We start from the raw sequence: 25,665 nt of genomic DNA, 5'->3' as shown, positions 1-25,665 counted from the left end.
AAACGGCGGCACACGCTATCTTTCGTTTATGGCAGTACTCTACGGTATCCTGGTCGGTATTGACCGCTATCCCCCCGCCGCGGGCCTTGCGTCTCTCAGCGGTTGTCGCAACGACATCCGGCACTGGCAGCAGATTTTGCAACGTTCCGCCGAAGGGCGCACGCTGAATTTGTACACATTCACCGACGAGGAGGCGACCTACGCTGCGCTGGTCAATGCCTTCGCCGACGTGACTCGGTTAATTACCGCCGGTGACCACCTCTGCTTCGTCTTTTGCGGTCACGGCTCCCGCGAGCCGGCGGCGCAGGCCTTTCGTACTTACTTCCCGGAATCCCTGCAAGAAACGCTGGTTTGTTTCGACAGTCGATTGCCGGGCGGACTGGCGCTGGCGGACAAGGAACTAGCCTGGTTACTGCAGGATATTGCCGACCGCGGTGCGGACATTACGGTCGTCCTCGACTGTTGCCACTCCGGCTCCGGTACCCGCAATGCCGCCCGGGCCGACGGCACCCGCATCCGCCGTGCCCCGGATGCCTCAACTCCCCGGCCGCTGGAAAGCTACCTCGGGGGTCGGATCGCGCGACAACTGGCAGCTGCCGGTACGGAATACCGCTCGCCAAACCCCGCACATGTACTGCTGTCGGCCTGTGACCGGCGCGAGGAGGCTACCGAACTGCCCGGCGGCCGCGGTCTGCTGTCCAGCGCCGTAGAGATAGTCCTCGAGGCCGGCGGACACCGCATGAGCTACCTCGACCTCCATCGCCGGGCACTGGCCCGGGTACTGGGGGTGACCGACCGGCAACACCCTACGCTGGAAGCGGTCGGCGGCGCGGATCCCTACCGGGGCTTTCTCGGTACCGCGGTTTCAGGGGAAAGATCGAGGATGCCGGTCACGCGGCGGCCCTCCGGCGAAGTGTCGGTGCCACTGGGTGCGGTACACGGGCTGGCCGGCATGGCTCCCCACGACGTGCGTTTCCATCTTTTTCGCGACGGTGAACCTTGGCAAACCGTTAGCGCCTACCGCGTAGATTTCGAGCGGACGGAACTGCCGGCCAGCCTATCGGCGGCGGTAACCGACGACTTGACCGCTACGCTAATCAGTGCTCCGCCCCCGCCCGCCTTTGTCTATTGCTCCCTCGATGCGGAATGGCAGCGGGTGGCGGAACTTGCCGCCGAAACCCCTTCTGCCTTCTACACACTCTCCACCGAAGCCCGTAAGGCTGCTTACCGCCTGGAGGCCTACGCCGACGGAATAGCCATCGTCCGCCAAGTGGACGGAGCGCGTGCGTACGCGGTGCACAACGGACCGCCCCGGGAGATCGCCAGGGCCACGATACGGCGGCTGCACGCGATCATGGAATGGGAATATCTGGTGGCCCTGGGAAATGACCGAAGGGATGACGCTACGCCACGGATAGCCGTCACGCTTGAATTGCAGACGGACGACGGCTGGCAGGTCGTCCAACCGCGGGATCGTCACCTGAGCGCCATTTTGCCTTCCGCGGACGGACAAAGCCGGCCACTGCCCTTCCGGATCCGGGTGCGGAATTCCGATCCGCGGCGACGACTCTACGTCTCGCTCTTCATCGGTACGGAAGGCTACGGGTTTTTCGATCCGGGCTACCACGAGGCACTGGACCCCGGCGAAACAGCCATCGCCTGGGATACCCTGCCCGATCGCAGCCCGACTCGCTTCGTACCATCGGGTCAAGCCTGTACCCACTATCAGGTAAAGTGCTTCGTGAGCGAGAAGGCGATCGACGCGGTGGGGCTGCAACGGGACGGCCATCCGTTCGGGGCGGTAGTGGACCTCTCCGCGGAGAATCGTCCGGCTACCCGTGGCGGTATACCCGGTTTGGACGGACTGCAGTACCGGGCGCCGGCCCCGGAGTGGTGGGGGGAGCTCACCGTCTTGCGGGTGCTGGAAACCAGTGAAAAAATCGGCCCATCGTCCGTATCGCTACTCGGCGGTCAATTGACGGTTGCTCCCCGTCAGGATAGCTTTTCGGCCGCGATCGTCATTACTACTCCGGAGCCATCCACGCTACGGGCGGCCTCGGCCGATCCGCTGGCGGAGTGGTTAGCTACGGCGCAACCGGAGCTGCTGTCCTTCCGGCCGGCGGGGCGGGGGAGTAGCGGAGGAACCGTGATCGAACTGTCGGAAATCAAGGGTCGCGAACTGTTGGAGCAACACCCCCTGGAGCTTCGTTTTGCGACGCAGCGGGCGGAGGAAGCATACCTGCAGGCTTTCGTCCACGACGGGGAGCACCTGCTTCCCGTAGGAGAGATTGATTTCGATGGGGAGGAGGGTATGAGTGTCTTGCGTATTTCCAGCCTGCCCGAAACGGCCGGACGTGGCAAGCGCAGCGCCTTCGGAGCGGTACGCATGGTTATCCAGAAGTTCGTTCTGCGGGGGGACGGCTATTCGCTTCGGTGGGTAGATTATTCCGCTTTGTTGCCACGGCGGCGAAAAGATGGACTCCGCGAAAAGGTAGCCTCGGCCAACCGGATCTTGCTGGTTGTCCACGGGATCATCGGCGATACGCGGGGGATGGCGGCCTTCTGTCGGGAATCCGTAGAGCGGGGCGACTTCGACCTCGTTCTCACCTTCGACTACGAAAACCTGGCGACGCGGCTGGAGGATACGTCCAAGGCCCTGAAGAAGGCCCTACAGAAGACCGCCGGTATCCGGGAAGATCAGTACCTGGTCATCCTGGCCCACTCCATGGGCGGCCTGGTCGCGCGGCACTACATCGAGCATCGCAGCGGCAATCTCTACGTAGACCGCTTGGTGATGGCGGGGACGCCCAATGCCGGTTCGGATATCGCCAAAATAATCCGCTACCGAAAGTACGCGATCGCGCTGCTGGGTTTCGCGATGAACTACGGCTGGGCCACCGAAGCGCTGGGAATCCTGCTGGCTGGACTAGAGCGGAGCAAATTTATCACCCTCACCCTGGAGCAGATGGACCCCGACAGCCTCTTCCTGGACTCGCTGCAGGAATCTTCCGACCCAATGATCCCCTACCACGTGCTCGCCGGTGACCTGAATGACTTTCTGGACCGGTCCGAATACGACCGCAGCCTGCAGGAGAAGCTCTTTAAACTCGGCGGCCGCTTACTATACGGCGAAGTGGCTAATGATCTCGCCGTCACGGTGGAAAGTATCCACACGGTTGCGGGTAAGCGGTCACCGACCGTGGCGACCGCCGAGATCGCCTGCCACCATATGAATTACTTCGTCGAACCGGGCAGCGTCGGCCTGCTCCGCACCTACCTCACGAATGATAAGCGGGATGAATGATTACACCGCCGACTGGGAAAAGCGGCTAGACCTACTGCTACAAGAACCGCTGGCACGGGCGGTACGGCTGGTCCGCCGGCTTTTTGAGGATATCCAGGGGGGTGCTGCGCCCGACGCTTTATTAGCCGCGGAAGACCTCGCTCCGTCCGAAATACGAGCACTCTATTGGTGTGTACACCACCTGGAGGCGGGCAACGAAATCGGCCGCATGGTCGCGGGCCGCCAGGTCTACGATAAGGCGAACGCAAAAGCGCTGTCCCGGGCGGTGGCGGACTTACCCCTGGAAGTCGACTCCTATTACCGGGAGCGGGAAGCCCTGACGCCCGTACTGGACGAAATAACCACTCACTACACCCAGCTGGCCGACAAGGAAGATCCCCTAGCCGCCGGGGAGACACTGCTTACCCGAATCACGCAGGCGATTGCCTCCTACGGGGATATCGATCAACGGGGGGAACTGGCTGATCTGCGCTATAAAGTACGCTGTCATCAAGCCAGCGTGTCCCGGCGCTCGGGGGACTACGCGGCCGCGGAAGAGTGGTACCGGCTGGCCGCCGAGTGTTGCCTGGAAAATAATTTCAGTAGTGAATTGGCGCTGGTGCAGTTGCAACGCAGTGAAGCCTATCTGGCGGCCGGCGTCAGTATGGATGATGTAGTCCGGAAGACCCTTCCGCTCTGGCAGGCCGCCCGGAGCGAACCGCCGTCCGTTCCCTTCCTGCAGCTAACTATCCTGCTGGCCCGCTGCTACTGGACGATCGGCGATCACTTCGAGGCGAAAAAGTACCTGCAGCGCGCAGCGGAGGGCCAGGAAGGCGAGGAGCCCGCTTCGGGTGAACAGGTGATGCGGTGGCTATCCGCCTTTCCCGGTCCCGGTGGCAATTCCACCCAACTTCTCCGTTATCTCTACGAGCGGGCCATGCTCCGGCTGGAATGCGCATGGCTGGCGGCTAACCTGGCGGGCGAGGATAGCACGGAAGCTCTCGAGCCGCACTATGAACTTTTACGGCGCCTGGATGCGGTGCATGCCGGTCGGGTCCGCGCGGATAACGCGTTGCTGGCACCCTTTGCGGAGGCCGGGCTTTATGCTACCTCGCCACCCCCGATACTGGACTTCTCCCGACTCTTACCGCTGGTGGACGAAATAGCGGAGAAAGGAGAGAAAATGGTGGAGCAGGGAGAGTGGCCGGCCGCGCAGCAGCAATTCGAGCGGGCCTTCCGCCTGGCCGAGAATATGGACTACGGGGAAACCGCCCTCTGGTCACTTTGGAATCTGATGATCGCCCGGGCCATGGATGACATCGCCGGCTTTCTGTCCGGAGCCCTGCGAGGCATCGAATACGTGGAAGAGCAACGCGCCCGTCTACCCATGCCCTACCAACGGGCGGCCTTCCTGACGAATGGCCGCAGCGTAGCACGGCAAAACTTTTATTCCCTGGGCCTCCTGGCGGCGGGCCGACTGGGTCGACCCGAAACAGTCCTCCAAATCGGTACCCTGCTCAAAGCGGAGGACCCTCAAACAGTGAAATTCGCGGACGGGAATAACGAGTTCGCCGAATCTCTCCTGGAGATGCGGACAAATATGGACGAGTTGGATCCGACCGCACGCAAGGAACAACTCGAAGGGCGGCAGCGCCTGTACGACAGCTACATGCTCGGGCGATCCTCCGCTGAGTCTCGTTTCCGGGAAGATGCCCACCGCCTCGCGCAGGACATCCGGCGGGGACTGCCTACGAATACCGTAGCCATCGACTACCTGAACGTAGACCATCAGCACCTGGTAATCACCGTGCTTTCCGCGGAGGAAGTGTTCGTCCACCTCCAGAAGGAGCGATCGCCACACTTTCTCTCCTTACTCAAGGAGGGCGCGCTATTTCCCCAAGCTTATACCGGCACCCGCGGGCGTAGTCCCCGCGCTATTCCCGGCGTCGACGTCTCGCCCACCGAGGACGTTCCGGACTGGCAGGAGTTATCGGACTGGCTGCTTCCCGATGCGGTGTGGCGCTATATCGAAGGGGTTACCCATCTCATCTTTTGTCCCCACCGCCAGTTGCACCGCCTTCCCTTTCACGCGCTGATGAAGCAGGGGAGGTACCTGGTGCAGTCGCACACGGTCCGCTACGTGAACAATCTGCTTGCCCTTACCCGGTCCGCTTCCCCCTGGCAGCTGAACGACATAGCGATCTTCGCCTGCCGCGACTATCAGCCCTACGCTTCGGTTCCCCTTCCGTCCCTGCCCGGAGCCCTGGCGGAAGCCGAGGGTATTCAGGCGGCATATATCTCCGCGGACCAGCGGGTAGATTATAATGCGGGAGCGACCTGTACCCGGGAAACTATGCTTGCCCGTCTTGACCAATGGGCTAATAACGCTACGCCCTCCGTCCTGCACCTGGCCGTTCACGGAGAGGCCCTTCCGCGGGATGCCCCCCTGGATGCGCGGCTGTTCTTGCACGACGGGAGCATCGACGGATTCGACCTGATGGTGCGGGAGTTGCCGTTCGGGCTGGTCGTGCTGAGCTGTTGCTTCGCCGGAGATCGGGCTGCCGGTGGGCGCGAGCTGGATTACGCTCCCGGCGATGAGTTGTACGGCTTTCAGGCCTCGCTATTCGCGGCCGGTGCCCGCCGGATACTGGGTTCCCTGTGGGAGGTGGAAGACCGTTCGGGGATGGAAATGATGCTGGCCTTCCACGCGGAGTTGCTTGCGGGGCGGGACCCGGCCACCGCTCTGGCCCATAGCATGCGGCAGTATCTCGATACCGCGCCACCCGAGCGTTCATCCCCCGTGTACTGGGCTCCCTTCTTCCTTACCGAGCGTTAGCCGTTTTGTGCGGCGGAGCGCAGGTAGTAGGCCGGTCAGCTCAGGATGGCTCATTTAGCAAGTCGCTGTAACTCACGGAGACCATATCATTATCCTCGATCCGAAAGAGGGTGCGGAAATGATCTACCTGACGGAGCAGCCTTTCCCGGTCCGCTTTAGATTCCCCTATGGCTTCAATTTCAACGAAGGTTCCCAGTCCGGCCACCGTGTCCAGGTGGAATTTGACATTGTCGACGAAGTAGATTTCCCGCTGCTTGTCGACGGTCACCCAGACACCGAGGGCTTGTTCCAGCGTGGTGGCCAGGCTGATGGCTGCTTTCTCCGTTTCCAGTTTCGTGAGGGATACCGCGCTGTCTTTCGGCCCGGCCTGATCAGGCCGCCGATAGAAGATCAGGCTGCGTTCGATGTTACCGATGCGCAGCTTTAGGCGCCCGTCTGGCACCCGGAAGTAGCGATCGATCTGGTGATCGGTACCACGAAAGTCGGCCCCGGCATCGGTGAGAAGGGCGCGAATGCGGTCGTGGTCCCCGGTTCGGGCCTTGAGTTCTACCAGGTGCTTTTGCATGGGATGAAGATAGATGTCCGCCTCCGCGCTGAAAGCTTTCTACCTGCGCTCCGTCGCCCTGCGAACCTGTCTTGGTGGTTTGATTTAGTAGGCCTTCGCGAAGACTACTCGCCCCTTACTCGGCTTGCCGGTGAGCACGCATTTGCCGGCCTCTTCCGGCTGGTCCTGGGGGATGCAGCGGATGGTGGCTTTGGTAAGTTCCTTGATCTTCAGTTCGGTCTCGGTGGTACCGTCCCAGTGGGCGTAGATGAAGCCGGGGATGTCGCGGTCGATCACTTCCTGGAATTCCTCGAAGGTGTCGACGTGGGTCGAATGCGCTTCCCGGAACTTCACGGCGCGGTCGAAGAGGTTTTGCTGGATCTCGTCGAGCAGGTTGGCTACGTAGTCCACGATGCCCTCTAGCGGCTTGCTTTCCTTGCTTTTCTCGTCGCGGCGGGCCACCTCGATGGTCCCCTTGTCGAGGTCGCGCTTTCCGAGGCCGAGGCGGACGGGGATGCCCTTCAGTTCGTTTTCCGCGAATTTGAAGCCGGGGCGCTGCTTTTCATCGTCGTCGTAGCTCACGCGGATGCCGCGGGCTTTGAATTCTTCCATCAGTTCCTTTGCCTTGGCGTTCAGTTCGTCGTTGGGCTTCGGGATGGGGACTATGACCACCTGGATGGGGGCGAGTTTGGGGGGGAGCACCAGACCCTCGTCATCGCTGTGGGTCATGATGAGGCCGCCCACCAGACGGGTGGAGACGCCCCAGCTGCTGGCCCAGACGTACTCTTCCTGGTTGTCGGCGTTGCTGAACTTCACGTCGAAGGCCTTCGCGAAATTCTGGCCGAGGTTGTGACTGGTGCCCGCCTGCAGGGCTTTTCCGTCCTGCATTAGTGCCTCGATGGTATAGGTGTCCAATGCTCCGGCGAAGCGTTCGTTGGCGGTCTTCACGCCCCGCAGTACCGGCATGGCCATGTACTGTTCGGCAAAGTCGGCGTAGACCCCCTGCATCTTGATGGCTTCTTCCAGCGCCTCCTCGGCGGTGGCGTGGGCGGTGTGGCCTTCCTGCCACAGGAATTCGGCGGTGCGCAGGAAGAGGCGTGTGCGCAGTTCCCAGCGTACGACGTTGGCCCACTGGTTGATGAGCAGCGGCAGATCGCGGTAGCTGGTGATCCAGTCGCGGTAGGTACTCCAGATAATGGTTTCCGAGGTCGGGCGAACGATCAGTTCTTCTTCCAGCTTCGCTTCCGGGTCGACGATCACCCCGCTTCCGTCTTCCGCGTTTTTGAGTCGGTAGTGCGTCACGACGGCGCATTCCTTGGCAAAACCCTCCACGTGGTCGGCCTCCTTGCTGAGGAAGGATTTGGGGATAAAGAGGGGGAAATAGGCGTTGACGTGCCCCGTTTCCTTGAACATGTCGTCGAGCTGCCGCTGCATCCGTTCCCATATTCCGAAGCCGTAGGGCTTGATGACCATGCACCCCCGGACGGCGCTGTTGGAGGCCAGATTAGCCTTCTTTACGATGTCGAGGTACCATTCTGAATAGTTCTCTTCGCGTGGGGTTATTGCTTTGGCCATCAGTCAACTATGAGGGGGGGTAATGTGTTATATTCTTAGGTAATTTGGTCAAAAGGACGCCTTTTAACGGTTTAAGAACCGGGTTTAAGCCTACCTTAACCAAATGAGGGGCACAAACTTACTACTTTCGACCTTGTGATAAGTGGCAGACTCACGGATTACATAAACACCAACATCATGCTTAAGCAAAAATTACTCTTCGCTGTCGGCTCGCTTTGCGCGATGATGCTAGCTTCCACTAGCATGAGCGCTCAGTATGACGACATGTACTACGATCCGGATGAGTTTCGCAGCGCCGAGACTACGGGCGGTTATTACGACCAGCCGGTAGAGGGTGACCGCATCACCGGTCAGCCAGAGCGCCGCCGCGTATCCAATAATTATGACAATGATACCTATGATTACTATTACAGCAGCCGTATTCGCCGCTTTAACCGGCCTTACCGTGGTTTCGGGTACTTTGACCCGGTCTACGTCGATATGGCGTACTACGACCCCTTCTACCGTCCCGGTGCGAGTACGGTCCTGATCTATAACGATTTCAACCGCTTCGGTAACCCCTGGGTACAGCCGGTAGCGACCCCTTACGGTCTGCGTTACGTTGATACCCGCTTCGGCGGATTCAATCGCGGATTCGGTAGCCCCTTCTATAGCAGCTGGAACGACCCCTACTACGGTAGTGCTTACGCCGGTGGATTTAATCGCGGCTTCAACCGTGGATTCTACGGCGCCAATGCCTGGGGAGGTGGATACGGTGGATTCGGAGCAGGTGGTGCAGGTTACTACTGTCCTCCCGCATGGGGTGGTGGAAACACCTACGCCGTACCGAACAGCGTAAACAGCCGCCCGGTATCGAATGTGCCGCGTGCCAGCACCACGTCCATCGCCGACCGTGTAGAACGCGCTCGCCAGACTCGCAACGTCACGTCGCGCTCCGCCGGATCTTCCGAGCGTGCTGCTACGACGCGCACCGTTCGCGACAGCCGTGCCGTTAGCCGGACGCCCCGCTCCACTCCCGATGCCCGTACGATCGATCGTCGCCGGACCACCGTCCAGCCCCGTAGCACGACCACTACCCGTGGTGCCGCTCCTACCCGTTCGAACGTACCGCAGCGTCGTACCTACACGCCGAGCCGTTCGACCACGCCACAGCGTGCCACGCCTAGCCGCAGCAACAGCACCCGTACCTACACGCCGAGCCGCAGCACCGCACCTAACCGTAGCTATACGCCCAGCCGTACGCCAACGCGTAGTGCCATGCCTTCCCGTAGTTCCGGGTCTTCGCGTAGCGCTTCGCCCAGCCGCAGTAGCGGTAGCTCCCGGTCCGCCAGTCCCAGCCGCAGCAGCGGTAGTCGTGGCGGGCGAGGTGGCAAATAAGAATTGTCAACTCAAAATGCGAAAAGGGATGAGAACCGATGTTCTCATCCCTTTTTTCGTGTTTGCCCTTAAGGAACCATTAATTAAGGCGTACCGGTCAAACCTTAGCGGCCCGCCCGAATTATCTGTATGCCCAAGCATCCCGACATGAAATTCCCTCTCGGCGTCCTCTTCTTCCTCCTCACAGCAAACCTGTCTTATGGGCAGGGCTATCAGGACGCGCTCCGCTATTCCTTCATCAGTCCGCAGGGTACCGCTCGCTTCGCCGGTACGGGGGGGAGCCTCACCCCGATGGGGGTGGATATAACCACGCTGCATACCAACCCGGCCGGTATCGGCTGGAACCGCTACAACCTGGCGGAAATCACCCCCGGCTTCAATTTTACGGGGTCGGACGCGCTGCTGGTCGACGATACCGAGGGCGGCCGGGTGAACGATGCCGCCGCCACCTTTACCCTGCCTAGCGTTGGCCTGTTGCTGGCGGGCAATACGCGATCCGTCAATATGTCGACCCTGAACTTCGGTATCAGCCTCACGAGGATAGCCGACTTCAATCAGCAGCTCCCTTTCGACGGACGCACCACGGGAAGCCTTATCGACCGGTACGTGGAGGATGCTAACGACCGGATAAGTGACCCCTTTGGGTCTGACCTCTTGTTTCAAATCGATCCCCTATTCGAGGACGACAAGGGCATATTCTCGGAGTTTGATTTTGACGAGAACATCGGAAAGACCATCCGCCGCCAAGGGCTATACGACCGGCGGGGCAGTATGTACGAGGTAGGACTCGGATTCGGTGGTAATTTTAAGGAGAAGGTATTGTGGGGGCTGTCGATCGGAATCCCTTTCCTCTCCTACGACGAAGTCTTTGATTACGACGAGATAGACGACGAAGATCAGGTCACTCGGTTTGAAGACCTCTCCTTCGACCGAAACCTCGGTAACCGGGGAACCGGCTTCAACCTGAAAGCCGGTGTCATCGTGCTACCCACGGAAAAAACGCGCGTTTCCCTCGCCATTCATACTCCAACCTTCTGGACGGTGGAGGAGACCTTCTCTACCCGCCTTACGTATAATTTCATAGAGGGGAACACGGCTTCCGGTGGATCCGCTACCAGTGACCTGGCGACCTATACCTACAACCTGCGCACCCCCTGGCGATTTATGGCCGGCGTCGGTGCGTTGATCGGAGAGCGGGGGTTCATCAGCCTGGATGCCGACTACTCCGACTACGCCGGCAATACCGTCAGCTTCGATGATTTTGCGGGCAGCGACCCCGTCACCGAAGCTACCAACGAGGACATTGACGCCCTATTAGGCAGTAGCTTTGGTCTGCGGGGCGGTGGCGAGTTGAACCTCAAACCCTTTCAGGTGCGGGCGGGTATCGGTTACCGGCAGGTTCCTTACGCCGATTATATCGATGGCGAGGATTCCGGGATCTTTAGCTATAGTGCGGGCCTTGGATACAGCCGGGGTAAATTCTTTGCCGATATGGCCGCTCAGGTCGAGCAGTATTCCGGGGTCGAATTTCCGTACCAGACCTTCACGGTGCCCGGGCAGACGGTAGAGTACGACCGTAGCCGGGTAAGCGTCTTACTGACCGTCGGTTTCCGCGGCTTCTCTTCCGGTTTCTAAACTACTCATGGATTCACTCACCCAGGTCGTCCTCGGTTCCGCCGTGGGCGAAGCCGTGCTCGGACGCAAGGTCGGTAACCGCGCCATGGTCTGGGGCGGACTGGCCGGCACGCTGCCCGATCTGGACGTGCTCTCCGGCTTGGTCACCGATCCGATGAGTGCGCTGGCGTACCACCGGGCATTCACGCACAGTCTGCCCTTCGCCCTGCTGGCCGCTCCGATCCTGGGATTGGTCGTACATCGGATCTACGGAGGGCGCTTCGGGCCTAAATTGCCGGGGCCCGTATTCTTCCTACTGGCTGCGGTGTTGCTATGGCTGCTTCTGCTTGGTGGCAGTTACCTGATGCCCGTAGCCGTTTTCAACGTACCGACAATCGCTGCGGTAATCACCGGTGTGTTCGCTCTGCTTACCGCTCTCGTAGCAGGCCTGCATAAGTGGCGGGGTACGCTTTCCTCCGGTCCGAATGCGGCATATAGCGGTTGGACGATGCTGTTCTTTCTCTGCATCGTCACCCACCCGCTGCTGGATTGCTTCACCGCTTACGGAACACAATTTCTAGAGCCTTTGAGCCGGGTACGCATCGCCTGGAATACAATCTCCGTGGTCGACCCATTTTACACGCTTCCCTTTCTGTTGCTACTTGTTTTGGCCACGAGAAAGGGGCGAGGCGGGCAAGGGAGAAAGCGATTGAACCGGGCGGGCCTCATAGTTTCAACCATCTATTTACTACTGACCGTGGCCAATGCCGTCAATGTCGGTAGGGTAGTGGATGATTCGCTTCTCCAGCGTGGTATTCGCCCGCAACGGAGCGTGCATAGCCCTACGTTAGGTAACAACTTGCTCTGGTCGGCGACCATTCAGGCGGCGGATACTTTCTACCTGGGGCAGTACAGCCTGCTGGACCGGCAACGGAGGCTCGACCCACTACTGGCCGTTGCCGGTAATCAGGAGAAGGTGTTGCCTTATACCCAAGACCGGGAACTCGGAATTCTGACCTGGTTTACGGACGGATACTACACCATATTGCCGGGCGGGGAAGGCCGGGTCGTGCTGTGCGACCTGCGCTACGGGCTACTCGGGCGCGATCCAAACGATCCTGATTCATACACCTTTCACTGGACCATTGATACGACACGACGGCCGGTACAGGTGATGGACGAGCCTACGGCTCGACCGGATATGTCCACCGCCCTGGAGGATCTTTGGGTTAGAATGCAGGGGAAGGAATAAACCGAGGAAGTCGGGAATAGGAAAATTCCGAAGACGGCCAAAACGTCAGTTGTCCACCTTCACGATTGGAAAAGTCCGGACCAGCTCGACGAAAGGCCGGTATAAGAACGTAATAGTAGTCATATTGACAATTATTGCGGTTTTTGTGCAAACTTTACAGAATAGTTCGTAACTATGATCCCTGACACAATCGATTGCGATTGGTTACGACCATTTCGCGGCGAATGTGGGTCGATACTGTATTAAGCTTAAGTCGATATCCTTGCAAACACATCTGCCCTACGGTTTAGGGGGTAAATACCTGGGAGTTTTATTCCCGCTGGATTTTCCCGATTCTGTATTCTGTCATTCGGCGGACGGGGCTTCGATTGTTCGGAGCGATTCTTCCAAGTCGGTACCGTCGGTAGCGATCCAATACCATTTTCTGAATGATGCAATTCGTCATCTAAACTCATTCCCTGCTGGAGAAAAGCGATCTCCGAGAATCTCCCCTGCCTACCAGCCGGAGGACCTATTAATCAACAAGTCAATTTTGCAAAAAACATGAAACGAAAAAATACAGCAGTTAACCACGCGACGTGGTGTTTACACGGTTACCAACGGTTGTTGGTGGCCGCCTCGCTATTTCTGTTTTCCCTAACGTTATCGGCTCAGCGAACCGTCACCGGACAGGTCACCGACGAAAGTGGTATGGAACTGATCGGAGCAACCGTACTGGTAGAGGGTACCGACATCGGTACGGCCACCGACATTGATGGCAGCTACTCCATCGAGGTCCCCGGCGACGATGCCGTTCTCCTCTTTTCCTACGTGGGCTTCGGCACCATGTCGGAAACGGTAGGTACGCGCTCCGTTATTGACGTCGAGCTCGGCAGCGACGGCGAGCTTCTCTCCGAGGTCGTCGTAGTCGGCTACGGTACGCAGCGCCGGGAGGCGGTCACCGGTTCGGTTGCCTCCATCCAGGGCGAGGAACTCACCAACGTATCGGCCACTAACGTCACCCAATCCCTCCAGGGTCGCCTGCCCGGTGTGGATATCTCTTCCACTTCTTCGCGTCCGGGAGCCTCCGCGCAGATCCGCATTCGCGGTACCCGTTCGCTTACGGCGAGTAACGATCCGCTTATCGTACTCGACGGTATCCCCTTTGCCGGCTCGCTGACGGACATCAACCCGAACGACATCAAGAGCGTCGACGTACTGAAGGATGCCTCCGCTACCGCCATCTACGGTTCGCGGGGTGCTAACGGGGTGGTGCTCATCACCACTCGCACGGGCTTCGAGGGCCAGCGTCCCCGCCTGAGCTACAACGCCTTTGCCGGGGTGAACACCCTCTTCTCCAAAATCCCGCTGATGAACGGCGATGACTTCGCCCAACTGCGGGATGACGCCGGTATCTACCAGGCGGATGGCCAGGACGAGGTCCGCGGCACCAATACCGACTGGCAAGATCTCTTCTACCGGGACGGTCTGTTCATGAACCACAGCCTCGGACTGGCCGGCGGTACCGAAAACGGTTCCTACAGCTTTAGCGCCGGCTACAACACCGACCAGGCGATCATTCCCGAACAGGGCTTCCGCCGGTACTCCCTCCGCGGCTCGCTGGACCAACGGATCGGTTCGGTCCTGCGCGTGGGTTTCACGACCAACAATACCTACACCCACTCCTACGGCAACGACCTGAGCCCGGGTAACGTCCTGTTCCTGTCTCCCCTCGCCAGCCCCTACGATTCCACCGGCGCCCCGCGCCGCACCATCCGGACCGCCCTCGACGAGCCCTTCGTGGTCACGCGCGACGTAATCGACCGGCTCGGTGAGCGTCGTATCAACGAAAACAAGGGTATCGGTTCCTACAACACGCTGTTCGGAGAGCTGACCATTCCCGGTATCGACGGACTGAGCTACCGCCTGAACCTGGGCCTTAACGTCCGCAATAACACCAACGGTAACTTTACCGGTGAAGGGGTATTCGCCACCAACCCGACCACGCCCTCCGGCGCCGGCATCGGAAACTCCCTACTGACCAGCTACGTGCTGGAAAACCTGCTGAACTACAACCGGACCTTCGGTGAGGTGCACAACGTGAGCGTTCTCGGTCTCTTCTCCGTTCAGGAGGACCGCTTCAATAGTTCCTCTCTCGGTGCCCGCGACATTCCCAACGAAGCCTTCCAGTACTTCAACCTGGGCCAGGCGGCCGGTGAGATCACCGTGAACCCCAACAACCAGGACTACTACGTTACCGGCTTGGTCTCCTACATGGGACGTATCATGTACGACTACAATAACCGCTACCTCTTCTCCGCTACCCTGCGGACCGACGGTTCCAGTCGCCTCGCCGAAGGAAATAAATGGCACACTTACCCCGCTCTTTCCGCGGGCTGGAACATCGGGCAGGAAGCCTTCATGCAGGAGCTCGGCTGGCTGAACCGCCTGAAGCTGCGCGTCGGCTGGGGACAAACCTCCAACCAGGCCATCAGCCCGTACTCTACGCTGGGTAGCCTGGACACCCGCCCCTATAACTTCGGATCGGAGTTCTCGACCGGCTACTACGTCAATACGCTACCCAACGCCGACCTGGGCTGGGAATACTCCGTGACCACGAACGTGGGTGCCGACTTCAGCGTGTTGAGTAACCGCCTCTCCGGTACCTTGGAATACTATGTCACGAATACGGAAGACATCCTGCTGGGAATCAACCTGCCCAGCACCGCCGGGGTAGGTAGCTATACCGCTAACATTGGTACCACGAAGAACGAGGGCTTTGAATTCAGCCTGAACGGCCTGATCATCGACAATCCGGAGGGACTGAGCTGGGAAGCCGGCTTCAACGTCTACCGGAACGTCAATACGCTGACCTCACTGGCCTCCGGCCAGGAGCGGGATGAAGGCAATTCCTGGTTCGTTGGCTACCCGATCAACGTGATTTACGACTACAAGCGCATCGGCCTCTGGCAGGAAGGTGACCCCTACCTGGACATCCTCGAGCCGGGTGGCAACGTCGGTCAGATCAAGGTGGAGTACACCGGTGAGTACGGTGAGAACGGCGAGCCCGTCCGCGCCATCGGACCCGATGATCGGCAAATCCTGGACATAAGTCCTGATTTTCAGGGCGGTTTCAACACCCGCTTCACATTCCGCGGTATCGATCTCACCGCCGTAGGGGTATTCACGAGCGGTGGTACGGTGATCAGCACGCTCTACGGTTCGGGTGGATACCTCAACCTGCTCTCCGGACGGCAAACGAACGTTGACGTAGATTACTACACCCCGGAGAACACGGGTGCCCGCTATCCGGCACCGAATGGTGTCCGCAGCGGCGACAATCCCGAGTACGGATCGACCCTCAGCTACTTCGACGGCGGCTACCTTAAGTTCCGGACCATCACGCTCGGATACGACCTGAAGCGAAGTGTCTTTACTTCCGATGCCTTCAGCCAGTTCCGCATTTACACCTCCGTACAGAATCCCTTCGTACTGTTTTCGCCCTACAACGATATGACGGGGATGGACCCTGAAACCAACGCGCGGGGCGACGAATTCCAGGCGGTAGCGAGCTACAATCGCCGCCTGCTGACGATCGGTGCGAACAACCCCGCCACCCGCGTCTTCCTCCTGGGCCTTAACGTAACTTTCTAAACTGTCGAATCATGAAACGCCAATCACTAAAAAACATCCTCGCCTCCCTGGCGGTGGTCGTCTTCGCGGCCGGCTGTCAGGACGTGCTGGAGGAACAACCACGGGACTTCTACGAACCCGGATTTTTCCAGACCGAAAGGGGCGTACAGGGTGGCCTTACCGCCCTTTACGCTAACCTGCGTAGCCTGTACGGTCAGGCTTATTACTATAACGGCCTGATCACGGGTACCGACGAAGCCACCTACGCGCAGAGCGCGGACGGGAACTTCCTGGTCGCCGACCTGACCGGACAGGGGGAGCTGAACTCCACCTGGTACCCCGCGGCTATTCTGTGGGGAACGGCCTTCGGCAACATCAACACCGCCAGCGGCATCATCGAGAATGCCCAGGAAGTGGGTATCTCGGACGCGCTGATCGCGGAAGCACGCTTTTTCCGCGCCTTCGATTACTTCAACCTGGTGCAAACCTACGGCGGCGTTCCGCTCGACCTGGGTTCCGGTCCCCTGACCTTCAACACGAACCCCGTGCGCGTCTCCACCCGGAATACCGTGCCCGAAGTGTACACGCTAGCTGTTTTCCCCGACCTGCTACGGGCGGTAGAGGACCTGCCGGACGCACCCCGCGTAACCGGCGCGGTCACTAAACCCCTCGCTCGTCTGATGCTGGCCAAGGCCTACCTGACCTACGGATGGTGGCTGCAGAACCCGAACAATATCCCGACCTACCCCGAAACCAGCCGTACCGACCCCGACGGTCACGACGCCGAATGGTACTTCCAGGAGGCCTACAATATGGCCATCTCGGGTATCGAGAACCCCGGGATTTTCTCGCTGCAGCCGACCTTCTACGACGTTCACTACGCGCCCAACGACCGCAATAGTGAAATCATGCTGTATGCCGACCACACCGAGGAAAGCGAATTCTACAACGGCGGCAGTCTCACCTACGGCAGCGGCGGCGCGCCGGACAACTTTGCCGTCTGGATGCTGACCTGGAACTACACGGTTATTCGTAGCGGACTGGATCCCGACTTTACCAATACCGTTTCTTCCGTACAACGCGAAGCCGCGCAGCCCCTGGGCCGCCCCTGGACGCGTATGGCACCCACCGTCGACGTAGTGACCGAGACCTTCGAAAATAAGGATCAGGACAGCCGCTACGACGGAACCTTTACCACGGTCTACCGCGGTAACTGGCCGAAGGGCGGCGTACCCGAGGACGTACTTTACAATGCCAACGGGCTGCCCGTAAGCCCCGGTGACGCCATCCTCACCTTTTTGGATGAGCCGAACGCCGACATCGACTACCCCGAAGGCGCGGGCCTCAACGGTATCGGTGCCGGTACGCTGCCCGGCCGCTCGGACTTCGTCATCGACCCCCTCGGCATCAGTCGGGTAGTCTACCCCGGACTCTGGAAGTTAGGTACCTACCGCACCGACAACGGTGACGGACTCGGCCAGCCCAACGCCGGCAGCACCCGTCCGTTCAATATCGCCAAGTTCTCGGAGCTATACTTCGTCGCTGCGGAAGCAGCCATCAAGGGTGCTACGACGCAGTCCGGCTACAGCGCTCGCGAGCTGCTGAACGTCATCCGCGCTCGCGCGGGCATGTGGCGCTACGACAACGGCGCGGATTCGGTCTACGTTGCCGACTTCAGCGAGCAGCTCACCGAGGCTACCCCCGAGGATCCCGATATTGAATTCCTGCTGATGGAACGCTCGCGCGAGTACTACGCCGAAGGCATTCGCTGGTACGACCTGGTACGGACCCAGACCTGGGAAGAACTGGCCGGAGAGTACTCGATCGCCGGACGTAATTATGGCGACCACACCGCCGAGACCTTCGAGCGCGACATCGAACCCTACCTGTACCTCCGTCCCATTCCGCAGGGACAGCTCGACGGTATGGAGTTCGATGAGGGCATGAAGGATGCTTACCAGAACCCGGGATACGACTAATCTTGCCGTAACCCCATACTTCTTACCTCTGAATCAGCTCTGTCGTCAGACAGGGCTGATTCAATATTTTGACGAAGGCCAATTCTACTTTTCAGCCGGTACTTCGCCGCACTCCTTAACTTCTATCTATGATGCTCCGCTATTTATTCGTAATCGGCCTCCTCGCTTCCATCCTGGTTTCCTGCCAGCGGACCGGTGATGCGGAGGTGGAAGGAACGACCCCTGCCGCCGCTACCTTTCAGAATCCAATACTCGCCGGATTTAACCCTGATCCCAGCATCTGTAGGGTAGGGGATGATTATTACCTGACTACCTCCACCTTCGGCTACTTTCCGGGGCTGCCCATCATGCACAGCAAGGATTTGGTCAACTGGGAACAGATCGGAGCCGTCCTGGACACCAACCAGCAGATGAACCTCGACGAGCAGCGCATTACCCGCGGCTTCTTCGCGCCGGCCATCACCCACCACGACGGTTGGTTCTACGTTATCTGCACCCTGATCGATGGGTACGGTAATTTCGTTTCCCGCACCCAGGACCCCGCCGGCCCCTGGTCCGAACCGATCTGGTTACCGGAGCTGAACGGGGGCATCGATCCCAGCCTCTTCTTTGACGACGACGGTAAAGTGTACGTCGTCTATAACCTGGGCGCGCCGAACAACGAGCCACTTTACGATGGCCACCGCACGATCCGCATGCGCGAGTTGGACCCCGACACCTTTAAGCCGATCGGCGAGGAACGCTTGCTGGTAAACGGAGGATCGGACATCAGCCAGGAGCCGGTGTGGATCGAAGCCCCCCACATCTATAAGACCAAAGGCTACTACTACCTGATGTGCGCTGAAGGTGGCACCGCCTACAACCACTCCGAGGTGGTCTTCCGGGCAAAGAACCTGACGGACGACTTCGTCCCCTACGAAAACAACCCGATCATCACGGCCCGTACGCTGGACCCGGAACGCCCCAACCCGATCACCACCGTCGGCCACGCCGATATGGTGGAGCTACCCTCCGGGGAGTGGTGGGCGGTCTTCCTGGCCTGCCGTCCGTACGAAGGAAACTACTTCAATACCGGGCGGGAAACCTTCCTGGCCCCCGTGGAGTGGACCGAAGATGGCTGGCCCATCATCAACCCCGACTTCGAAGCCGTCCAGTACGAGTACCCCCTGCCGAATACCGGTGCCACCAGCCCGTCACCCGTTCCGCTCAACGGCGAATTCACCTACCGCATCGACTTTGATGCGCCACTGGACGCCCGCTGGATGTTCCTGCGCAACGTCCGGGAGCAATGGTACGACCTCGACACGGACGAGGGAACCCTGAGCATGGAATTGCGCCCCGAAACCATCGATATCCGGGACAACCCATCCCTGATGCTGCGGCGGCAGACCCACCTTACCGGATCTTTCGCTACCTATCTGGATTTCGAGCCGGAGTCAGCCAACGAGCAGGCCGGGGTCGTCATCCTGCAGAGCGAAACCCACTACTACTTCGTCAATAAAACTGCCGATCAGCTACAACTGATCAAGCAGACCCGCGACGGCCAGGAGACACTCGCCGAGGTACCCTACACCGCCGAAGGGGTCCACCTGAAGGTTGAAGCACGCGAAGACGTATACAACTTCCTCTACAGCGAGGACGGCGAAACCTATGCGTCCCTTGCGGATGGCGTTGACGCCAAGTACCTCAGTACCGAAACCGCCGGTGGCTTTACCGGCTGTATGTACGGACTGTACGCTACCGCGGGCGGAGAAAGCTCCTCCAACAGTGCCGTATTCGACTACGTGGAGATCGTAAACGAATAGTGCGCTTCTCCCATCCTTCCGGATGGGATACATCCGAAGGGTCACCGTTCCGGATTTCGGGGCGGTGACCCTTTTTATGTTATGCTTCTTTTAGAACGGGACCTTTCCTACGGCCGAAGGGCGAAGAATAAATCACCCGTAATACCTGAATTGGAAAAGCTAATATTACAGTCTAGCTTGGGGACGGTCGGATAACCATTCGGCGATCAACCTGCAATTGCTTCACCCGATGCGACAAGCCTGCTGTCTTTCCACTTTACTGCTACTGCTTTCATTGGTTGCCCGCCCGGGAAGCCGGCTTACGGCGCAGGCCAACGTACTGGAAAGCATCATCGAAGAGAACCGCGATAGCCTGAGCCGGTGGATCGACGGGGTAGACAGCTTCGAGATCCAGGTGCTCTACACCCGCATCGACCGAAAGGACGACGGTCGCATTGAATTGTCTACCCACCGCTGGGGCGCGGATTCCTCCCAGTATTTCTACCCCGCCAGCACCGTCAAGATGCCGGTAGCCGCCCTGGCCCTCCAACGGCTCCACGAACTGGGGGTGAGAGGTCTGGACGAAGGAACGCCCATGTTTCACGGGAAAGGGGTTTCTACCTGCGCTGCGCCGCAAACATCCGTCTCCGCCGATACGAGCAGTATTACCGGCCTGCCCAGCGTGGAGCAGTACGTCCGCAAGATCTTTTTGGTGAGCGACAACGATGCCTACAACCGCCTCTTCGAGTGGCTCGGCCCGACCTACGTCAACGATGCGCTGCACCGTGCCGGCATCGATGGCGGGCGCATCCTCCACCGGGTCGGGGTGGGGGGCTTCGATACGGAGGGCCACGCCTGCCTTAATCCGGTACGCTTCGCCGACGGCTACGAGACCCTGTACCAAACCGGTGAACGCTACGATCCGTACTACGACCCGCTCCCCCGGGTGCAAGACCAGCAGCGAGGCGTAGGCTACACGCGCAACGATACGCTGATCGACGGAGCCTTCGACTTTACGCACAAAAACTACCTGTCGCTACGCAACCTGCACGATATCCTGCTGCGCATCGTCGTGCCCGAGGCTGCGAACGACCCCTTCCGGCTGGATTCGAGCGATTACGCGCTGCTCCGGGAAGCGATGGGCCAACGTCCGCGGGAAAGTTCGTCGCCGCGCTACGCCGAGCCCGATAACTACGTCAAATTCTGGATCTACGGCGACCGGCAGGAGGACGTCCGCATCCCCGACAATGTCCGTATCCTGAACAAGGTCGGCTGGGCCTACGGCTATCTAACCGACGTGGCCTACATCACCGACGGCGACGTGGAATTCATCCTGGCCGGGACCATTCATACTAACGCCAACCGCATATACAACGACGGCGCTTACGAATACGAACGGGACGGCCTGCCCTTCTTCGGGCGGCTGGGGCGGGCGGTTTGGGCGTACGAACGGGGGCGGAAGTAGACTTTTTACGCATTCGATTGTCTGGGGCGGCTTTTTTCCTATTTTGGCGGTATGGTCGACATGCGTTTTCTCACACCCCTACTGATTCTTTTCTCTTTTTGCGCCGGAGCGCAGGTAGAGACCTCATCCCCGAAGTCGAGTTTGCGTTCCGCCTACGAGGGCGCGTTCCAGGTGGGGACGGCCGTCAACCCCGGCATTACCTCCGGCCGGGACTCGGCGGTGGCGCGCATCATCCGCGAGCAATTCAACGCCGTCACGGTGGAGAACGTCATGAAGGCCGCGCTGATCAACCCCGAGCCGGGCGAGTACAACTGGGCCCCGGCCGACGAGTTCATCGAATTCGGGAAGGCGAACGATATGTTCCTCGTAGGGCACACCCTGATCTGGCACAACCAGACGCCGGAGTGGTTCTTCACCAACGAAGCCGGCGAGCCCAACAGCCCCGGGGAGCAGGCCGAACGGCTCCGCTCTCACATCGAGGCGGTCGCCGGACGCTACGCCGGAAAGGTCGATGCCTGGGACGTGGTCAACGAAGTGGTCGATAACGACGGCTCCTACCGCCCCACCACCTGGGTAGAGGGGATCGGCAACGGCGATACCCTGGTTAAACTGGCTTTCCGCTACGCCGAGCAGTACGCCCCGGGTACCGAACTATACTACAACGACTTCAACGCCTGGCGACCAACCAAGCGCGACGGCATCGTCCGGATGGTCCGGATGCTACAGGAAGCCGGCATCCGTGTCGACGGCATCGGCATCCAGGGACACTGGGGGCTGAACTTCCCGAAGAACGAATACATCGAGGCGGCCATTGACTCCTTTGCCTCCCTGGGGGTAAAGGTGATGATCACCGAGCTGGACGTGGACGTGCTGCCGCTGACCCGCGAGGGACAAATTATCGGCACCGGCATGATGCACCCCCAGTTCCAGCTGGAGGAATTCAAGGAATACCTCGACCCCTACGCGGACGGCCTGCCCGACGAGGTACAACAACAGCTCACCGACCGCTACCGGGAGCTCTTCGAGATCTTCTACCGCAAGCGGGACAAGATCGACCGCGTCACTTTCTGGGGGGTACACGACGATATGTCCTGGAAGAACGATTACCCCATTCCGAACCGGACGAACTACGTGCTGCCCTACAACCGCGATCTGACGCCAAAGCCGCTCGTCGAGACCCTGTTGGCCATCCCGACGGAGGAGGACTGATTTATTTCCTGTTCGGCCCCGCGGCCACTTAGCTATATTGAAATCGATTATGCAAGAAGACAAGAAAGGGCTCCGCAGCCAGGAATGGTTCGGAGGAAACGACAAAATGGGCTTCGTCCACCGCTCCTGGATGCGCAACCAGGGCTACCCGGACGATTACTTCCGTGGCCGGCCGGTCATCGGGATCTGTAATACCTGGTCGGACCTGACCCCCTGCAACGGCCATCTCCGCGAAGTGGCCGAGCGCGTGAAACGCGGCGTCATCGAGGCCGGCGGCTTCCCGTTGGAGTTTCCGGTCATGTCGCTGGGGGAAACCATCATGCGCCCCACGACCATGCTCTTCCGCAACCTGGCGAGCATGGACACCGAAGAGTCCATCCGGGCCAACCCCCTGGACGGGGTGGTGCTCCTGACCGGCTGCGATAAGACCACCCCCTCGACCATTATGGGCGCGTGTAGCGTGGACCTACCCACCATCGTGGTGCCCGGCGGCCCCATGCTCAACGGGCGTTTCCGCGGCGAGACGATCGGTTCCGGTTCCTTCAACTGGATGATCAAGGAAAAGCAGACCAACGAGAACTTCGGCGCCGACGACATGCGCGAAGCCGAGATCTGCGCCGCCCGCAGTATCGGGCACTGTAACACGATGGGCACCGCTTCCACCATGGCCGTCATGAGCGAGGCGCTGGGCCTGACCCTGCCCGGCATCGCCTCCATCCCCGCCGCCGACTCGCGCAAACGGGTCATGCAGCAGCTCTCGGGCCGCCGCATCGTCGACATGGTGAAGGAAGACCTGACCATGTCGAAGATCCTCACCCGCAAGGCCTTCGAGAACGCCATCGTGACCAACGCGGCCGTGGGGGGCAGTACCAACCTGATCATCCACCTCACCGCGATCGCCCGCCGGATAGGGGTGGAACTCACGCTCGACGATTTCGATCACCTCGGAAGCGGGGTCCCGCTGCTGGTTAACCTGATGCCTTCCGGGAAGTTCCTGATGGAAGATTTCTATTACGCTGGCGGCCTCGGCGTCGTCATGAAGGAGCTGGGCGATCTGCTGCACCGCGACGTCATCACGGCCAGCGGCCAATCGCTGGATGCCAATTACCAGGACGCGAAGTGCTACAACGAAGGCGTGATCGTAGGCCGCGACGCGCCGCTGCAAACGAACGCCGGCATCGCCGTGCTGAAGGGGAACCTCTGCGAGAACGGGGCCGTCATCAAGCCGAGCGCCGCCACCCCTCACCTGATGAAGCACACGGGGCGGGCGGTGGTCTTCGAGAGCATGGAAGACTACCACGCCCGCATCGACGACCCCGACCTGGACATCGACCCCGACTGCGTCATCGTCCTGAAGGGCGTCGGCCCCAAAGGCTATCCCGGCATGCCCGAGGTGGGCAACGTCGACCTGCCGGAGAAAATCCTCAAGCAGGGCGTCAAGGATATGGTCCGCATCTCCGACGGGCGCATGAGCGGCACGGCCTACGGTACGGTAGTGCTGCACGTCTCTCCGGAGTCTTCCGTCGGCGGTACGCTGGCAATCGTGGAGAACGGCGACCTGATCACGCTGGACGTGGAAAAGCGCCTGCTCCAGTTGGAGATTAGCGACGAGGAACTGGCCCGTAGAAAGGCCGAGTGGACGCCGCCGGAACTCCGCGCCACCCGCGGCTACGTCCGCATCTACCTCGATCACGTCGAGCAGGCGGAACTGGGGGCCGACCTGGACATCCTGACCGGAAAGTCCGGGTCCACCGTCGACCGCGACTTACACTAATCCGCTATGCTGACCGTCCTGCTCCTGCTGCTCAGCGTTGCCGCGATCATTTTACTGACCGCGCGCCTGGACGTGCATCCCTTCGTTGCCCTCATGCTGGTGGCGATCGGCTACGGGATACTGGCGGGAATGCCCCTCGACGCGGTGGTGGCCTCGGTGAACGCGGGTTTCGGTAATACGCTGGGCGGTATCGGGCTGATCATCATTCTGGGCGTCATCATCGGAATATTCCTGGAAAATACCGGCGCGGCCTACGCGCTGGCGGATCGCGTATTGCGGCTTGCCGGTAAGAAGCGCATCACCCTCTCGATGGGCCTCATCGGCTGGGTGGTGTCGATCCCGGTTTTCGCCGATAGCGGATTCATGCTGCTGGCACCGCTGAACCGGAGCCTGTCCAAGAAGGCGGGGCTCTCGCTGGCCGGTACCGCCATCGCCCTGGCTATGGGCCTGATGGCCGCCCATACCATGGTGCCACCAACGCCGGGACCGATCGCGGCCGCTTACTACCTGGAAGCGGACCTGGGCATGGTGCTACTCCTGGGCATTCCGGTTAGCCTGATTTCACTCGGGGTGTGCTTACTGTTCATCCACCGCTTCGTGGCGACGACCTACATCGACCCGGACCCGGACCTTTCGCGGGCCGACATCGACGACCGGCTGAAGGACGCGCCGGGCGCCTTGCTTTCTTCGGTCCCCATTTTCGTACCCATCATACTGATCGTGACCCGCTCCATGCTGGCGGCCTTCGGTGGCTACGAAGTGGATGGGTACGGGGCACTGCCGCTGGCCCCCCGCATCGTTTTCTTCCTCGGTGAACCCTTTATCGCGCTGACGATCGGCTGCCTATTGTGCCTGCTGCTGCCCCGCCGGCTGGGCAAGGAGATGTTCTCCACCGACGGCTGGATCGGAAAGGCCCTGACCGGTGCCGCTTCCATTTTGCTCATCACGGGGGCGGGCGGGGTCTTCGGACAAATTCTGCGGGATTCGGGCATTGCCGTTGTTTTGGGCGACGCCCTGGCGGGCCTGCGGCTGAATATCTGGCTCCCCTTCATCCTGGCCGCGGCGATCAAATCGGCGCAGGGCTCCTCTACCGTAGCGCTCATCACGACCGCCTCGATCATGGCTCCCATGCTGCCCGATCTGGGCTTCACCGAGGGGCTCAGCCGGGCCCTGGTGGTCGTAGCGATCGGCGCGGGTTCGGCGGTGGTCTCTCACGCAAACGATAGCTTCTTCTGGGTGGTCACCCGACTGTCGGGCATGGACGTGAAGATGGGCTATCGCTTTATGACACTTTCGTCGCTGGTGCTCGGCCTGACCGCGGCGGTCACCTTATTCCTGGTCTACCTAATTGCGGTTTAAAC

The 25,665-nt window shown here is 60.2% G+C and carries 14 protein-coding genes; 12 read left to right on the top strand and 2 right to left on the bottom strand.

Annotated features, from left to right (window positions below):
- Positions 1-28: 28 nt before the first annotated feature.
- Both DRW39_RS18650 and DRW39_RS18645 read left to right on the top strand, forming a co-directional pair.
- Entirely contained in the window at positions 29-3,304 is a 3,276-nt protein-coding gene (locus DRW39_RS18650) for a caspase family protein (protein WP_116108601.1), read from the top strand.
- Positions 3,297-6,119, top strand: coding sequence for a CHAT domain-containing protein (locus DRW39_RS18645; RefSeq protein WP_157976216.1), 2,823 nt, complete (start codon positions 3,297-3,299; stop codon positions 6,117-6,119). The genes DRW39_RS18650 and DRW39_RS18645 overlap by 8 nt, the downstream gene beginning before the upstream one ends.
- A gap of 40 nt (positions 6,120-6,159) precedes the next feature.
- Here the strand turns inward: DRW39_RS18645 and DRW39_RS18640 are convergent, their stop codons facing one another.
- Positions 6,160-6,684, bottom strand: a complete 525-nt coding sequence (locus tag DRW39_RS18640; protein WP_116108599.1) for a class IV adenylate cyclase — start codon at positions 6,682-6,684, stop codon at positions 6,160-6,162.
- Between the two features lie 84 nt (positions 6,685-6,768).
- Positions 6,769-8,238, bottom strand: coding sequence for a proline--tRNA ligase (gene proS, locus DRW39_RS18635; RefSeq protein WP_116108598.1), 1,470 nt, complete (start codon positions 8,236-8,238; stop codon positions 6,769-6,771).
- 243 nt (positions 8,239-8,481) lie between these two features.
- On the opposite strand from proS, the gene DRW39_RS18630 reads away from it, so the two are divergent.
- The 10 genes from DRW39_RS18630 (at position 8,482) to DRW39_RS18585 (ending at position 25,663) form a co-directional block, all read left to right on the top strand.
- Positions 8,482-9,615: a hypothetical protein gene (locus DRW39_RS18630; protein WP_116108597.1), complete on the top strand. Its 1,134-nt coding sequence runs from the start codon at positions 8,482-8,484 to the stop codon at positions 9,613-9,615.
- 147 nt (positions 9,616-9,762) lie between these two features.
- A complete protein-coding gene (locus tag DRW39_RS18625) occupies positions 9,763-11,250 on the top strand; it encodes a hypothetical protein (protein ID WP_157976215.1) in 1,488 nt (495 codons plus the stop codon).
- 7 nt (positions 11,251-11,257) lie between these two features.
- Complete coding sequence (locus DRW39_RS18620; protein ID WP_116108595.1) at positions 11,258-12,481, top strand: metal-dependent hydrolase; 1,224 nt, start codon at positions 11,258-11,260, stop codon at positions 12,479-12,481.
- Between the two features lie 543 nt (positions 12,482-13,024).
- Positions 13,025-16,114 carry a SusC/RagA family TonB-linked outer membrane protein gene (locus tag DRW39_RS18615; RefSeq protein ID WP_116108594.1) on the top strand — a complete coding sequence of 1,030 codons (3,090 nt, stop codon included), beginning with the start codon at positions 13,025-13,027 and terminating at the stop codon, positions 16,112-16,114.
- Between the two features lie 11 nt (positions 16,115-16,125).
- On the top strand, positions 16,126-18,072 hold the full coding sequence (locus tag DRW39_RS18610; RefSeq protein ID WP_116108593.1) for a RagB/SusD family nutrient uptake outer membrane protein: 1,947 nt from the start codon (positions 16,126-16,128) through the stop codon (positions 18,070-18,072).
- Between the two features lie 128 nt (positions 18,073-18,200).
- Positions 18,201-19,877 carry a glycoside hydrolase family 43 protein gene (locus DRW39_RS18605; RefSeq protein ID WP_198664942.1) on the top strand — a complete coding sequence of 559 codons (1,677 nt, stop codon included), beginning with the start codon at positions 18,201-18,203 and terminating at the stop codon, positions 19,875-19,877.
- Positions 19,878-20,106: 229 nt separating this feature from the next.
- A complete protein-coding gene (locus tag DRW39_RS18600) occupies positions 20,107-21,321 on the top strand; it encodes a serine hydrolase (protein ID WP_116108592.1) in 1,215 nt (404 codons plus the stop codon).
- A 51-nt stretch (positions 21,322-21,372) separates the two neighbouring features.
- Entirely contained in the window at positions 21,373-22,530 is a 1,158-nt protein-coding gene (locus tag DRW39_RS18595; protein ID WP_198664941.1) for an endo-1,4-beta-xylanase, read from the top strand.
- Between the two features lie 49 nt (positions 22,531-22,579).
- The gene (locus DRW39_RS18590; RefSeq protein ID WP_116108591.1) at positions 22,580-24,304 is read left to right on the top strand and encodes an IlvD/Edd family dehydratase; all 1,725 of its coding nucleotides are present in this window, start codon (positions 22,580-22,582) and stop codon (positions 24,302-24,304) included.
- Between the two features lie 6 nt (positions 24,305-24,310).
- On the top strand, positions 24,311-25,663 hold the full coding sequence (locus DRW39_RS18585) for a GntP family permease (protein WP_116108590.1): 1,353 nt from the start codon (positions 24,311-24,313) through the stop codon (positions 25,661-25,663).
- The last annotated feature ends 2 nt before the right edge of the window (positions 25,664-25,665 follow it).

The organism is Lewinella sp. IMCC34191 (genome assembly GCF_003390935.1).
Taxonomy (GTDB): domain Bacteria; phylum Bacteroidota; class Bacteroidia; order Chitinophagales; family Saprospiraceae; genus Neolewinella.
Note: the sequence above shows the minus strand (reverse complement) of the source record. Positions and strands in the feature narration are given on the sequence as shown.

What these genes read in the sequence shown, in the direction of transcription:
- DRW39_RS18650 (WP_116108601.1), top strand. Translation starts at nt 29, where the DNA reads ATGGCAGTACTCTACGGTATCCTGGTCGGTATTGACCGCTATCCCCCC.
- DRW39_RS18645 (WP_157976216.1), top strand. Translation starts at nt 3,297, where the DNA reads ATGAATGATTACACCGCCGACTGGGAAAAGCGGCTAGACCTACTGCTA.
- DRW39_RS18640 (WP_116108599.1), bottom strand. Translation starts at nt 6,684, where the DNA reads ATGCAAAAGCACCTGGTAGAACTCAAGGCCCGAACCGGGGACCACGAC.
- proS (WP_116108598.1), bottom strand. Translation starts at nt 8,238, where the DNA reads ATGGCCAAAGCAATAACCCCACGCGAAGAGAACTATTCAGAATGGTAC.
- DRW39_RS18630 (WP_116108597.1), top strand. Translation starts at nt 8,482, where the DNA reads ATGAGCGCTCAGTATGACGACATGTACTACGATCCGGATGAGTTTCGC.
- DRW39_RS18625 (WP_157976215.1), top strand. Translation starts at nt 9,763, where the DNA reads ATGAAATTCCCTCTCGGCGTCCTCTTCTTCCTCCTCACAGCAAACCTG.
- DRW39_RS18620 (WP_116108595.1), top strand. Translation starts at nt 11,258, where the DNA reads ATGGATTCACTCACCCAGGTCGTCCTCGGTTCCGCCGTGGGCGAAGCC.
- DRW39_RS18615 (WP_116108594.1), top strand. Translation starts at nt 13,025, where the DNA reads ATGAAACGAAAAAATACAGCAGTTAACCACGCGACGTGGTGTTTACAC.
- DRW39_RS18610 (WP_116108593.1), top strand. Translation starts at nt 16,126, where the DNA reads ATGAAACGCCAATCACTAAAAAACATCCTCGCCTCCCTGGCGGTGGTC.
- DRW39_RS18605 (WP_198664942.1), top strand. Translation starts at nt 18,201, where the DNA reads ATGATGCTCCGCTATTTATTCGTAATCGGCCTCCTCGCTTCCATCCTG.
- DRW39_RS18600 (WP_116108592.1), top strand. Translation starts at nt 20,107, where the DNA reads ATGCGACAAGCCTGCTGTCTTTCCACTTTACTGCTACTGCTTTCATTG.
- DRW39_RS18595 (WP_198664941.1), top strand. Translation starts at nt 21,373, where the DNA reads ATGGTCGACATGCGTTTTCTCACACCCCTACTGATTCTTTTCTCTTTT.
- DRW39_RS18590 (WP_116108591.1), top strand. Translation starts at nt 22,580, where the DNA reads ATGCAAGAAGACAAGAAAGGGCTCCGCAGCCAGGAATGGTTCGGAGGA.
- DRW39_RS18585 (WP_116108590.1), top strand. Translation starts at nt 24,311, where the DNA reads ATGCTGACCGTCCTGCTCCTGCTGCTCAGCGTTGCCGCGATCATTTTA.